This is a genomic window from Saccharopolyspora sp. MMCC62, assembly GCF_057736575.1.
The window spans coordinates 145,537-160,063 of the sequence record NZ_JBYKCM010000007.1 but is presented as its reverse complement, the minus strand read 5'-3'; the positions used below and the strand labels follow the sequence as shown (position 1 = coordinate 160,063).

Genomic DNA, 14,527 nt, shown 5'->3' with positions numbered 1-14,527 from the left:
TGGCCGGTGGCGGCAATTACCGGAACGGAATGGTCTCGCTGCCGGAACTCCTTGTGATCTTCATTTCCCGTTCGCCAGGTCCGTTCGGCCGAGCCCGGGACGACTCCATTCGGCCCGCTGGTCTCGTCCGCACGTTCTTCTGGTCCCGGGATCGAAAGTAATTGCGGCCGATAAATGTGCGATGTCAGCACTGGTGCGGGTTCGGAACGGCGATTCATCGGCAATTGCGCCGACCGCCGGTCGGGTTGTCGTGGTCCTGGGATCGGTCCAGCGGGCCGGTGCGATTCTCGCATCGATCCGCCGCGGTGAATGGTGTCGTGCGGAATGCGCCGCGAGCCGGTCCGCGCGTTCGTGCGGGTGCGGGCGGCAGCATCCGGGAAACGGCGTCGGAAAGCCGTGTTCTCGCACGTGGATCTCCTTCCGGTTCGGTCGTTCGGCGTGCGCTGCGCCGCGTCGCGATACCGCGGCGGCGGCCGCCCGTCGAGCCGGATCGCGTTCGGCGGGGAAAGCACCCGCGAACCGGTTCCCGCTGGTGGTGGCGGTCCGGAACGCCGGCGCCCCCGGCGAACCAGGGAATACCGGGCGATTCGGCGAGGTTGCTGGTGATTTCCCTAGATCGCGCGCCTGGTGATTTCCTTAGACGTGCCGGAATGGTGGTTCTGAAGATTGCGAGCGGTTCCACGGCGTCTCTAGCGTGGTCTCCAGATTGATCCCGAGCGGGGTTATCGCTCATTCAGGAGGCGCGTGATGCGAACAGCCGAGCCGGTGCACCGGGACCACGCGGCGGGGGCGGCGTGAGCACGGCCGCGCGCACGGTGCTGTTCCCCGGCCAGGGATCGCAGCGCACCGGGATGGGCGCCGAGCTCTTCGAACGCCACCCCGAGCTCACCGCCCGCGCCTGCGACGTCCTCGGCTACGACCTGCCCGCGCTGTGCGCGCAGAACCCGGACGGGCGCCTCGACGACACCCGCTACACCCAGCCCGCGCTGTACGCGGTGAACGCGCTGTCCTACCTGGACTCGCTGGAACACGGGGAGCCGGCGGCGGACTTCCTGCTCGGGCACAGCCTCGGCGAGTACAACGCGCTGCACGCGGCCGGCGCCTTCGACTTCGAGACCGGCCTGAAGCTGGTGCGCAAGCGCGGCGAGCTGATGTCCCGAGCCGACGGCGGCGCGATGCTCGCCGTGCTGGGCGTCCCGCGCGCCGAGCTGCGCGCGCTGCTCGCCGAGCACGACCTCGCCGACCTGGACCTCGCGAACATCAACACCGCCGCGCAGCTGGTGCTCTCCGGCGACCGGGAGCGGATCGACCGCGCGCAGCAGGCCCTCGGCGAACGGGACGTGCGGGTCACCCGGTTGAAGGTCTCCGCCGCCTTCCACTCCCGGCACATGGCGCCGGCCCGCGACGAATTCGCCGCGTTCCTCAAGGGATTCCGGTTCGCGCCGCTGCGCGCCACCGTCATCGCCAACCTCACCGCCCGCCCGTACGCCGACCAGGACGTGGCCGCCACCCTCAGCGAGCAGATCGCCGGTTCGGTGCGCTGGCTCGACAGCGTCCGCTACCTGCTGCGGCGCACGACGCTGGACGGGTGCCGCGAGGTCGGCGACTCGCAGGTGCTGACCCGCATGGTCCGCCAGATCGATGCCACGCCCGAGGCCGCCGAGCCGCGGCCCCGGTTGTTCTGCGTCGCCTACGCGGGCGGTGACGAACGCGCCTACGCCGGGCTGGCCGAGCACACCGACCTGGACGTGGCCGTGCTGGAACGGCCCGGGCACGGCGCGCGGATCTCCGAACCGCTGCGCACCGACCCCGGCGAGATCGTCGAAGACCTGCTGGCGCAGCTGCGGAACCGGCTCGGCGAACCGTACGCGCTGTACGGGCACAGCCTCGGCGCGCGGCTCGCCTTCCTGCTGTGCCACCGGATCCGGGAGGAAGGGCTGCCCGCGCCCGCGCACCTGATCGTCTCCGGCGAGAGCGGCCCGTCGATCCCCAGCCGGGAGCGCGACACCTGGCGGCTGCCCACCGCCGAGTTCTGGGCGCACCTGGACCGGCTGGGCGGGCTGCCCGCCGAACTGCGCGAGCACGAGGACCTGCTGGCGTTCTACGAGCGAATCCTGCGCGCCGACTTCACCGCGCTCGGCGCCTACCGGCACCCGCGGGTGCCACCGCTGGACGTGCCCATCACCGCGCTCAGCGGCGAGGACGAGTGGTTCACCGGGGACGACATCGGCGCCTGGCAGCGGGAGAGCACCCGGCCGCTGCGCACCCACCGGTTCCCCGGCGACCACTTCTTCATCCGGGACCAGTGGCCCGCACTGGCCCGGATCGCCGGTTCCGCGTTCGCCGCCTAGCGGGCCGGTGCCGGGAAGACCACGACGACGATGCGGAGGACCGCGATGAAGGACGAGTTGAAGGACCACCTCGAAGAGCAGTTCCTGTTCGAGTTCGACGCCGAGATCACCGAGGACACCGACCTGTTCAAGGCGGGCATCCTCGACTCCTTCGGCTACATCTCGCTGATGGCGCACATCGAGGAGCGCTACGGGGTGCAGTTCGAGGAGGACGAGCTGCTCGGCAACGTCATGGTGTCGCTCAACGGCATCGCGGCCTTCGTCGAGGGTGCCCGCGAGCGGGCGCTCGAGAGCCGGTGACGGCATGTGCGGCATCGCCGGGTTCTACGGCAGCCCGCGCCCTCCGCAGGAGTACGCGGACCTGATGCACGACATGCTCGCCCAGATCGAGCACCGCGGCCCGGACGAGGCGGGCTGCCTGCTCGACGACCGGCTCGCGATGGGCACGGTGCGGCTGAGCATCATCGACCTCGCCAGCGGCCAGCAGCCCGTGCTCAGCGCGGACCGGCGCTTCCGGCTGTGCTACAACGGCGAGCTCTACAACTACCGGGAGCTGCGCGCCGAACTGCTCGCCCGCGGCGTCGCGTTCCGCACCGAATCCGACACCGAGGTGGTGCTGCACGCCTGGGCGGAGTGGGGTCCGGACTGCCTGCCGAAGTTCAACGGGGCGTTCGCGTTCGCCGTCCACGACGCGGTCACCGATGAGCTGCACCTGGCCCGCGACCGGTACGGCAAGCGGCCGCTGTTCGTGGCCCGGCACGACGGCGCGCTGCTGTTCGCCTCCGAGATGAAGGCGTTCCTGGCGTACCCGGGGTTCCGCTTCGAGTTCGACCCGGACCAGCTGGCCTCCATCTACGCGACCTGGACGCCGCTGCCCGCGCAGAGCGCCTACCGCGGGATCGAGCAGATCCCGATGGGCGAGTACCTGTCGGTGCGCGGCGACGAGGAGCGGCGCGGCCGGTGGGCGCCGCTGGACCTCACTCCCGGCCCGGCGCCCGGATCGGAGCAGGAAGCCGTGGAACTGGTGCGCGGCGACCTGGAGCGCGCCGTGGACGTGCGGCTGCGCAGCGACGTGGAGGTCGGGGTGTACGCCTCCGGCGGCCTCGACTCCTCGATCATCGCGCACCTCGCCGCCCGCCGCACCGACCGTCCACTTCGGACGTTCTCGATCGAGTTCGAGGACGCCGAGTTCGACGAGTCCGCCGAGCAGGACGAGCTCACCGCGCACCTCGGCACCCGGCACTCGAAGCTGCGCGTCACCGACGACGACGTCGCCGAGGCGTTCCCCGACGCCGTCCGGCACGCCGAAGTCCCCGCGTTCCGCACCGCGTTCGTGCCGATGCACCTGCTGTCCCGGCAGGTCCGGCGCGACGGCATCAAGGTGGTGCTCAGCGGCGAAGGCGCCGACGAGGCGTTCCTCGGCTACGGCATCTTCAAGGACACCCGGCTGCTGTCCGAGTGGGACGCGCTCGACGACGAGACCCGCCGGGAGCGGATGGGGCGGCTCTACCCGTACCTGGCGCACTTCAACGGCGCCGACGAGCAGCGCCGGATGCTGGGGCTCTACCAGCAGTTCTCCACCGAGCAGCGGCCCGGCCTGTTCTCGCACCAGATGCGGTTCCAGAACGGGCGCTTCGCGTCCCGGCTGCTCGCCGCGCCCGGCGACCCGCTGGCCGCGGTGGAGCGGCTCGTCGCCGAGGAACCCGGCTACGCGGAGCTGGCACCGGTGCAGAAGGCGCAGTGGCTGGAGTTCCGCACCCTGCTGGCCGGCTACCTGCTGTCCACCCAGGGCGAGCGGATGGCGCTGGCGCACGGCGTGGAGAACCGCTGCCCGTTCCTCGACCCGGCAGTGGTGGCCCGCGCGGCCTCGGTCAACGGGCGCTTCGGCGACCCCTACGACGAGAAGTACCTGCTGAAGCAGGCTTACGCGGACGTGTTGCCGGAACGCATCGTGAAGAAGGGCAAGTTCCCCTACCGCGCACCGGATTCCGCGGTGTTCGTCCGTTCCCGCCCCGACTACCGGGACCTGCTGCTGGACCCGGACGTGCTCGGCGAGATCCCCGCCCTGGACGCGCGATTCGTGCGCAAGTTCGTCAACCGCGTCTACGACGCCCCGCCGGAGCGCATCGGGACCAAGGAGAACCAGGCGTTCGTGTTCCTGGCATCCACGGTGTGGCTGCACCACTGGTTCGTGCGCGGGCACGGCCTGAACCGGAACCCGCTGCGGGTGCCGCTGCGGGTCGTCGACGAACGCAGCTGCGCGGCCGCCTGACCTCCGAATCCCGCGCGCCCCCGGCCGGGCGCGCGGGACGACCACGACCACGGCCGGACGAGCCGACGCGGGCCGCAGCGGCACCGGTGCTGAGACGGAGAAGACTTCGATGGACCACGGAACCGATGACCACGACATCGCCATCATCGGCACCTCGCTGCGCCTGCCCGGCTCGCGGACGATGGACGAGTTCTGGGGGCACCTGGCGGCGGGCCGCTCGCTGATCAGCGAGGTGCCGGAGCGGCGCTGGCGCAAGGAGGACCACCTCGGCGACCCGCGCCGCGAGTTCAACAAGACCAGCAGCGCCTGGGGCGGGTTCGTCGACGACGTGGACTGCTTCGACGCCGAGTTCTTCCAGATCTCCCCGCGCGAAGCGCAATCCATGGACCCGCAGCAGCGGATGGCCCTCGAACTCAGCTGGCACGCCGTGGAGGACGCCGGGTACCGCGCGGACCGGCTCGCGGGCTCGGCGACCGGCGTGTTCATGGGCGTGTGCCACTGGGACTACGCGGAGCTCGTCGAGCAGGAGGTCGCCGAGGTCGACGCCTACTACCCGACGGGCGCGGCCTACGCGATCATCGCGAACCGCGTCTCGCACCACTTCGACTTCCGCGGGCCCAGCGTCGTCAACGACACCGCCTGCGCCAGCTCGCTGGTCGCGGTGCAGCAGGGCGTGCAGGCGCTGCTGGCCGGGGACTGCGAGTACGCGCTGGCGGGCGGGGTGAACCTGACCTGGTCGGCGCGGCACTTCATCGCGTTCGCCAAGGCCGGGATGCTCTCCCCGGACGGGAAGTGCCGCGCGTTCGACGCGGGCGCCAACGGGTACGTGCGCGGCGAGGGCGGCGGCGTGGTGCTGCTCAAGCGGGCCGCGGACGCGCGCCGCGACGGCGACCCGGTGCACGCGGTGATCAAGGGCATCGGCAGCAACCACGGCGGGCGCACCAGCTCGCTGACCGTGACCAACCCGGACGCGCAGGCCCAGCTGATCAGCGGCATCTACCGGCGGGCGGGCATCGCGCCGGAGACGGTCAGCTACGTGGAGACGCACGGCCCGGGCACCCCGGTCGGCGACCCGATCGAGATCCGCGGGCTGAAGAAGGCGTTCGCGGACCTGCGCGACGGTGCCGAGGCGCCCGCCGAGCACCGCTGCGGCGTCGGATCCGTGAAGACCAACATCGGGCACCTCGAAGGTGCCGCGGGCATCGCCGGGATGCTCAAGGTGATCCTCGCGATGCGGCACCGGCAGCTGCCGGAGACGGTGCACTTCCGCAAGCTCAACCCGCTGATCAAGCTCGCGGGCAGCCCGCTGCACGTCGTCGACGAGCTCGCCGACTGGGACGGGCCCGGACCGCTGCGCGCGGGGGTGAGCTCGTTCGGCTTCGGCGGCACCAACGCGCACGTGCTGCTCGAATCCGGCGCGGACGTGCCCGCCGACGAGGAGGTGCCCGGCGAGCAGTGGCTGCCGGTGTCCGCGCGCGACGAGCAGCGGCTGCGGGAGAGCTGCGCCGCGCTCGCGAGCTGGGTGCGGCAGCGGATCGAACGGGGCGAGCGCCCCGCGCTCGCCGACGTCGCCCGCACCCTGCGCGACGGCCGGGTACCGATGGCCGAACGCGCCGCGTTCCGCGCCGTCGACCTGGAGACCTGGGCGGACCAGCTGGAATCCGTCGCCGCCGGGGAGGTGACCGCCGGGTGCGAGCGCGGCCGCGCGGGCGAGGACGTGCCCGCCGGGCTGGACGCCGAGGACCTCGGGGAGCTCGGCGCGCGGTGGCTGGAGCAGGGCCGGTACCGGAAGTTCGCCGCCGCCTGGGCCACCGGGCTGCCGGTGGACTGGGCGCAGTGGCCGGAGCAGGGGCGGCGGCTGCACCTGCCGGGTTACGCGTTCGCCCGCACCCCGCACTGGTTCACGCCCACCGCGCCGTCCAACCTGAGCCCGCGCCCCGCCGAAACCCCGGTCCCGGCGGTGCCCGAGACCACCGCATTGGGTACCGGGGAGCGCTCCGGCGACGGCTGGAGCTTCCCGGTGCGCTTCGACGACACCCAGGGCTACGTGCGCGACCACGTCGTCGGTGGCACCCGCATCGTGCCGGGCGTGGCCGTGCTGGACCTGGTGCTGGCCGCCGCGCGCGCCGCGGGTCACCGGACGCCGCGGGTGCGCAACGCGGTGTGGATCCGCCCGCTGGCCGTCGGCCCGGACGGCCTGGACGCGCGGCTGCGGCTGACCGCCGCCGGCGATGGGCACGACTACGAACTCGTCAACCCGGCGGGCGAGCCGTACGCGAGCGGCCGCGTCGAACCCGGTGACCTCGCGGCGGAACCGGTGGACCTCGCCGAGCTGCGCGCGCGGCATCCCCGGGAGCTCGCGGCCGACGCCGGGTACGCGGCGCTGCGGGCCAGCGGCATCGAGCACGGGCCCGCGCTGCGGGCGCTGACGGCGGTGCGCACCGGGCCGGACGGGGTGCTGGCGGAACTGCGGCTGCCCGCCGCGACCGCCGCCGGCCCCGTGCTGCAACCCGCGGTCCTGGACAGCGCGCTGCTCGCCGCGCTCGCCGTCGGCGGCGACGGCGATTGGCGGGCACCGTCGGCACCCGCGGTGCCGTTCGCGCTGGACGAACTGGCGGCACCCGCCGCGACCCCCGCCACCGCGCACGCGTGGCTGCGCCCGGCCGCTGGCGCGCGCGGGCGCGGCAAGGTCGACGTGGACCTGTACGACGACGCCGGCAGGCTGTGCGTCCGGTTCACCGGCTACACCGCCCGCTCGCTCGGTGGCGAACCGGCCGCGGAACCCGGGCAGGATCTGCTGGAGGTCACCGGGAACTGGGTCGAAGCACCGTCCACATCGGATGGGCCCGCGGGTCCGGTGGTGGTGCTCAACGCCGCCCTGGACGACGACCTGGTGCCCGCGAGCGCCGCCCGGCTCGGCGCCGACGTGCTGCCGCTGCCGGTGCCCACCGGTGCCACCGACGCCGCCGCGATGCGCGCCGCGTTCGAGAGCTGCTACGCCCACCTGCAACGCCTCGGCAAGGGCCGGGTGCTGGTGGTCGCACCCGGCGAACCGGACTCGCCGGTGTTCGGGCCGCTGGCGGCGCTGCTCAAGACCGCGCGGCTGGAGAACCCCGCCTTCCGCGGCACGCTGGTGCTCCTCGACGGCTTCGACCCGCGCGACGCGGCCCGCTTCGAACGCGCCGTGCACGCCGAAGCCGCCACCGAGGACGCCGAGGTCGCGCACACCCGCGACGGGCGCCGCCTGCGCCACGAGACCACCGAGATCCCGGCCGGGGAGCCGGGGGAGAGCCTGCTGCGCACCGGCGGGGTCTACTGGATCACCGGCGGCACCGGGGGCATCGGACGGCTGCTCGCCGAGCACCTCTGCACCCGGTACGCGGCGACCGTCGTGGTCAGCGGCCGCTCCGAGCAGGGGTCGCCCCCGCCGCACGAGCGGGTGCACCACGTGCGCGCGGACGTCACCGACGCGGCGAGCGTGCGGGCCGCGGTGGACGCCATCCGCGCCGGGCACGGGCGCCTCGACGGCGTGTTCCACGCGGCCGGGGTGCTCGACGACGGCTACCTCGCCACCAAACCCCTCGCGAGCACCGCCGCCGTGCTCGCCCCCAAGGTCGACGGCACCGCGCACCTCACGGCGGCCACCCGCGACCTCGACCTGGACTTCCTGCTGCTGTTCGGTTCCGTCGCGGGCGCCTTCGGCAGCGCCGCGCAAGCCGACTACGCCGCCGCCAACGCCCACCTCGACGCGATCGCCCTGCAACGGCAGGCCGCGGGCGCCGAGACACGGGTGCTGGACTGGCCGCTGTGGGCCGACGGCGGGATGCGGATGGACGCGGCCACCGCCGCCTACCTGCGCAAGCGCACCGGCACCGTGCCGCTGCCCACCGAGGTCGGGCTGGCCGCGATCGAGCGGGCGCTGCGCGCCGGGTCACCGGTGCGGCGGGTCGTGCTGCACGGCGAGCGCGCCAAGCTGCGGGTGTACGCGGGGCTGGACCGGCCGGTCGCGGCGGACCCGAGACCTGCGACCCCGGTGCCGAACGCGGTGGCGGCGCCGGTCGCCGAGCTCGACGACGCCGAACTGGCCGAACGCGCCCAGGACTTCCTGCGCGAGGTGTTCGCGAAGGTCACCCGGCAGGACCCGGACGGCATCCTGGCGGACGAGAAGCTGGAGCACTACGGCATCGACTCCATCGCGATCGTCGACCTCACCAGCACCTTGGAGGACTCGTTCGGGTCGCTGCCGAAGACGCTGTTCTTCGAGCACGTGGACCTGCGCGGGGTGGCGGAGTACTTCGTCGCCGAGCACCGGGAGCGGTTGCTGGAACTCGTGGCGCCGATGGAGTCCACTGTGGAGTCACCGGGCGAGGTCGCCGCTGCGGGGACGAATGGCGCTGGGCCGAAGGGGAGTCCGGTTCCGGAGCCGGCGGTCGCGGCTACCGGCACCACGATTCCGGGCGCCCCGACCGCAGCAGCGACTTCGGCTGCTGCGGTACTGGCCGCTGCCGGGGTTTCGGCTGCCGCGACCCCGGCTGCCGCGATCCCGGCTGCTATCGGGAGTTCGCCTGCCGCTGGAACTTCCGCCGTAGCCGGGACGTCGGCCGCCACCACGACCCCGCGCCCCGCCGACCCCCGCCAGGACCCCGACCGGCACGACATCGCCGTCGTCGGCATGGCAGGTCGCTACCCGGGCGCCGACACCCTCGAAGAGTTCTGGGACCTGCTCAGCGAGGGCAGGCACAGCTTCGAGACCGTGCCCGCCTCCCGGTGGCGGCACGGCGACATCCACTTCGACGAGCGCGACGTGCTCGGCAAGACCGTCGTGCGCACCGGCACCTTCCTGCGCGACGTGGACGCGTTCGACCCGCGCTACTTCAACATCTCCCAGCGCAACGCCGAGATCATGTCCCCGGAGGTGCGGCTGTTCCTGCAGGCCGGGGTGACCGCGCTGGAGGACGCCGGGTACTCGCGGGAGACGCTGCGCCGCCGCTACGACGGCGACGTGGGCGTGCTCGTCGGCTCGATGAACAACAGCTACGCCTACTACGGCTTCCAGAACATGCTGCAGCGCGGCACCACCACCAGCGGCAGCGAAGTCGGCGTGATGGCGAACATGCTGTCCTACCACTACGGGTTCACCGGCCCGTCGGTGTTCGTGGACACCATGTGCGCCTCGTCGTCGGCGTGCGTGCACCAGGCGGTGCGGCTGCTGCGCGACGGCGAGACCCGGATGGTGGTGGTCGGCGGCATCAACCTGATGCTGCACCCCTACGACCTGATCTCCACCTCGCAGGCGCACTTCACCACCAAGTCCGCGGACGTGGTGCGCAGCTACGGGCTCGGCGCGGACGGCACCATCCTCGGCGAGGGCGTCGGCGCGGTGGTGCTCAAACCTCTCGGCGAGGCCGTCGCCGACGGCGACCACGTGTACGGCGTGATCAAGGGCAGCGGGCTCACCAACGCGGGCGTGCGCAACGGGTTCACCGTGCCCAGCCCGCAGCAGCAGGCCCGCGCCATCGAACGCGCGCTGGACGACGCCGACGTGGACGCCCGCACCATCAGCTACCTGGAGGGCCACGGCTCGGCGACCTCGCTGGGCGATCCGATCGAGATCAAGGGCGCGAGCCTCGCGTTCGGCCGGGACACCGGCGACACCGGGTTCTGCGCGCTGGGCTCGGTGAAGTCGAACGTGGCGCACCTGCTGTCCGGCTCCGGGCTGGTGGGGCTGACGAAGGTGCTGCTGCAGCTGCGGCACCGCACCCTGGCACCGTCGCTGCACTCCGAGACGCTGAGCCCCGCGATCGACTTCACCGCGACGCCGTTCGCGGTGCAGCGGGAACGCGCCGAGTGGCAGCGGCCGGTGGTGCGCGGTGAGCAGGTGCCGCGCCGCGCCGGGGTCACCTCGATCGGAGCCGGTGGCATCAACGTCCACCTGGTGGTGGAGGAGCACGACGGCCGGGTGGTCGCCGCCCCGGACAGCGGGCGGCCGCAGCTGCTGGTGTGCTCCGCGATGACGCCGCAGGCGCTGCGCACCGTGCTCGGCGACCTGCGCGCGCACCTGGAGTCCGCGCGGCCCGGGCTCGACGCGCTGGCCTACGGGTTGCAGACGGGCAAGAACGAGCTGCCCTGCCGGGTGGCGTTCGTCGCCACCGACCTGCGGCACGCGCTGGAGCTGCTCAGCGCGCTGTCCGAAGTGGACTTCACCGCCGACGCTCCGGTGCTCCCCGAAGGCGTGCAGTACGTCGTGAGCACGCTGCGGCAGCGGCGCGCGGCGAACGCCGCCACCGTCGAGCAGGCCGTCGCCGACCGCGACCTCACCGGGCTCGCCCGGCACTGGTCGCAGGGCGCCGCCGTGGACTGGGACCGGTTGTGGCCGCTGGGCACCCGGCCCGCGAAGCTCTCGCTGCCCGCCTACCCCTTCGAGCGGGTCAGCTGCTGGTACCCCGAGTTCGACGACGCGCCGAGCGTGCTGCGGCCGCTGGCGTTCACCCGCCGCGCCCACCCGTGGGTGGGGGAGAACCGGTCCGACCTGCGCGGAGTCCGCTACGGGCTCACACCGCGCGGTGACGAACTGCTCGACTACGTGCACACCGCGGGCCGCAAGCGCCGGTACGCCACGATGGCGCTGCTGGACGGCGCGCTGGCCTTCGCCGTCGTCGCCGGGATCACCGGCCCGCTGCGAGTCCGCGACGCCGAGTGGGCGGAGCTGCCCGCGCCCGCCGACGAGACCGAGGCCCTGGAATGGCGTCTCGGCCGCTCGGCCGGGGCGCACCGGGTGGAGCTGTGGCACGCCGACGGCACGTTGCGGTTCGCCGCCACCGTCGAAACCGACTCCGCCGTCGCTGAACGGGTTGCGGCGCAACGGATTCCGGACGTGCCGGACGAGGTCGACCAGGACGGGTTCTACGCGGTGCTCGCCGAAGCGGGCCTCGACGCGCGGCCGTACTCGCGCAGCGTCGACGGCCTGGCCCGGCTCGACGACGGCAGGGTGCTGGTGCGCGTCGGCGAACCGGCGGCCTGCCAGGACCCGCACAAGCGGCACGTGCACGTCCCGGCGTGGGTGCTGGCCGGGGTGCTGCAGGGGGTGCAGCACGTGCTCGGCAGGCCTGATGCGGCGGTGCTGCGGGTCGCGGCGCTGCACGGCGCCGACCTGGACCGCACGCGGGTCGTGCTGCTGGACCGGCTCGCCGACGCCGAGTTCCGGATCGACCTCGCCGACGAGCGCGGGCAGGTGCTGGGCCGGATCGAGCGGGCCGAGTTCGGGACCGGCGCGCTGCCGGGATCGCTGCGCGGGTCCGCGGTCGCGGTGACCCCGGCACCGGCCGCGTCCGCGGTGGTGCCGGATCTCGACGGGTCGGCGATCGGGGACGGCGCTGCCGCCACCGGTGCTGCGGTCCGGAGCCCGGTGGGCTCCGGAACCGCGGATTCCGGTTTTGGACTCACCGGTTCTGGACTCTCCGGCTCTGGACTCTCCGGCTCTGGGGTCTCCGGTTCTGGGGTTCCCGATCCTGCAAGCCCTGGTCCTGCTGGCCTCTCCGATGCGGTCGGGTCCACATCGGACCGCGAGGCCCGGCTGGTGCGAGCGCTGCGGGAAACCGTCGCCGACCAGCTGAAGTTCGACCTCGCCGAGATCGACGCCGACACCCACTTCCACGCCTACGGCTTCGAATCCATCACCCTCGCCAAGCTCTCCGCCGAGCTCAACGGCCTGCTGGGCGTGGAGCTGAGCCCCGCGGTGTTCTTCGAATGCCCGAACATCCGGAGCCTCGCCGAGCACCTCCGCGAGCGGTGGCCGGACCTGGCGGGAGCGCGGCCCGCGCCGGACCCCGCACCCGCGGCACCCGTGACACCTTCGGCACCTTCCGCACCCGTGGTCGAGACCCCGCCGCGGCCCGCGGCCGAGTCCACATCGGACGCGGTGGCCATCGTCGGTGCGGCAGGCCGCTTCCCCGGATCCGCCGACCTCGACGAGTTCTGGCAGCGGCTGCGCGCCGGGGACGACCTCATCACCCCCTACCCGGGCGACCGGTTCGACGAGCGCTACGCGGGCACCGTGGCCCGCACCGAATTCCCGAAGTTCGCCGGGCAGCTCACCGACGTGGACCGGTTCGACGCGGACTTCTTCAACCTGTCCCGCCTCGAAGCCGAGCTGATGGACCCGCAGCAGCGGCTCGCGCTGGAGGCGGTGTGGGCGGCGCTGGAGGACGGCGGCTACGCCCCGACGCGGCTGCCGGAGAGCACCGGCGTCTACTTCGGGGTGTCCGGCAACGACTACCACCAGCTGCTCAACGCCAGCGGCGTCGCACCGGAGGGCTACACGTCCACCGGCAACGCGCATTCCGTGCTGGCCAACCGGATCTCGTTCGTGCTGGACGTGCACGGACCCAGCGAACCGGTGGACACCGCCTGCTCCAGCTCGCTGGTCGCGCTGCACCGCGCGGTGCAGGACGTCCGGTCCGGGCGCTGCGCGATGGCGCTCGCCGGCGGGGTGAACCTGCTGCTCAGCGTGGACACCTTCGCCGCCACCCAGCAGACCGGGATGCTCAGCCCGGACGGCCGGTGCAAGACGTTCGCCGCGGACGCCGACGGCTACGTGCGCTCCGAGGGCGTCGCGGTGGTGCTGCTCAAACCGCTGGACGCCGCCGTCCGCGACGGCGATGCGATCTGGGGCGTGGTGCGCGGCAGCGCGGTGAACCACGGCGGCCGCGCCGGATCGCTCACCGCGCCGAACGGCGGCGCGCAGGCCGCGCTGGTGCGGGAGGCGATGGGCGAGCTGGCGCCCGGCAGCATCGGCTACGTCGAAGCGCACGGCACCGGCACCGCCCTCGGCGACCCGGTGGAGGTCACCGCGCTCGCCGGCGCCTACCGCGAGCTCGGCGGACCCGGCCCGGACGGGCGGCCGTGGGCGCTGGGCTCGGTGAAGACCAACATCGGCCACGCCGAGTCGGCGGCGGGCCTGGCCGGGGTGCTCAAGGTGCTGCTGGCGATGCGGCACCGGGAACTCCCGCCGACGCTGCACTGCGACCGGCTCAACCCGCACCTGCCGCTGTCCGGCGGCGAGTTCGAGGTGGTGCGGCGCGGGCAGGCGTGGGAACCGCGCACCGACCCGAGCGGACGCGCGTGGCCGTTGCGGGCCGGGGTGAGCAGCTTCGGGTTCGGCGGTGCCAACGCGCACGTCGTCCTCGAAGCACCGCCGCGCCCGCGACACGCCCCGGGCGACGGCGGACCGCAGGCCGTGCTGCTGTCCGCCCGCGACGACCAGCGGCTGCGGGTGAGCGCGCAGCGGCTGCGGGACCACCTCCGAGCCGCCCCGGCCACGCCGCTGCCGGACCTCGCGCACACCCTGCAGGTGGGCCGGGAGGCGATGGAACGGCGGCTCGGCCTGGTCGCGGACAGCGTCGACGAGGTGCTCGGAGCCCTGGACCGCTACCTGGCCGGGGACACCACCGGGCTGCACGCGGGCGGTGTCCCGCGCTCCCGCGGCACCGGCGTGCGGCGCGGGACCGCGCACTCCCCGGAGGTCGCCCGCGCGCTGCGGGACGGGCGGCTCGACGAGGTCGTGCGGCTGTGGTGCGGCGGGTCCGATGTGGACTGGTCCGTGCTGCATCCGGCGGGCACCGGCGTGGTGCGGTTGCCGGGCTACCCGTTCGCCCGCGAGCGCTACTGGGTACCGGAATCCGCACCCGGAAACCACCGGAACGACCGGGAAAACCGCGGTGCGCGGCCGGGAACCGATTCGGTTGTGCGGAAAACCGCAGGGCGCGGGGAGGAAACTCCGGTGGTGGAAGGGCGATCCCCGACGCCCGGGTTCGACACCGGTGCCTACGCGGCGCTGCTGGACGCGGTCCTCGACGACCGCCTCGGACCGGACGCCCTCAGCGATGCCTGACCACGAGCCCGCGCG

The 14,527-nt window shown here is 73.4% G+C and carries 4 protein-coding genes; all 4 read left to right on the top strand.

Going from position 1 to position 14,527, the window contains the following annotated elements:
* Window positions 1-794 precede the first annotated feature (794 nt).
* The 4 genes from fabD to AC29IT_RS17840 all read left to right on the top strand — a co-directional run bounded on the left by fabD (window position 795) and on the right by AC29IT_RS17840 (window position 14,512).
* Window positions 795-2,351, top strand: coding sequence for an ACP S-malonyltransferase (fabD, locus tag AC29IT_RS17855; protein ID WP_488219502.1), 1,557 nt, complete (start codon window positions 795-797; stop codon window positions 2,349-2,351).
* Between the two features lie 45 nt (window positions 2,352-2,396).
* A complete protein-coding gene (locus AC29IT_RS17850) occupies window positions 2,397-2,651 on the top strand; it encodes an acyl carrier protein (RefSeq protein WP_358440479.1) in 255 nt (84 codons plus the stop codon).
* A 4-nt stretch (window positions 2,652-2,655) separates the two neighbouring features.
* Complete coding sequence (asnB, locus tag AC29IT_RS17845; RefSeq protein WP_488219501.1) at window positions 2,656-4,623, top strand: asparagine synthase (glutamine-hydrolyzing); 1,968 nt, start codon at window positions 2,656-2,658, stop codon at window positions 4,621-4,623.
* Between the two features lie 109 nt (window positions 4,624-4,732).
* Window positions 4,733-14,512 carry an SDR family NAD(P)-dependent oxidoreductase gene (locus AC29IT_RS17840; protein WP_488219500.1) on the top strand — a complete coding sequence of 3,260 codons (9,780 nt, stop codon included), beginning with the start codon at window positions 4,733-4,735 and terminating at the stop codon, window positions 14,510-14,512.
* Window positions 14,513-14,527: the final 15 nt, after the last annotated feature.

Excerpts from the sequence above, each read along its gene's own strand:
- asnB (WP_488219501.1), top strand. The coding sequence starts at position 2,656 with ATGTGCGGCATCGCCGGGTTCTACGGCAGCCCGCGCCCTCCGCAGGAG.
- AC29IT_RS17850 (WP_358440479.1), top strand. The coding sequence starts at position 2,397 with ATGAAGGACGAGTTGAAGGACCACCTCGAAGAGCAGTTCCTGTTCGAG.
- AC29IT_RS17840 (WP_488219500.1), top strand. The coding sequence starts at position 4,733 with ATGGACCACGGAACCGATGACCACGACATCGCCATCATCGGCACCTCG.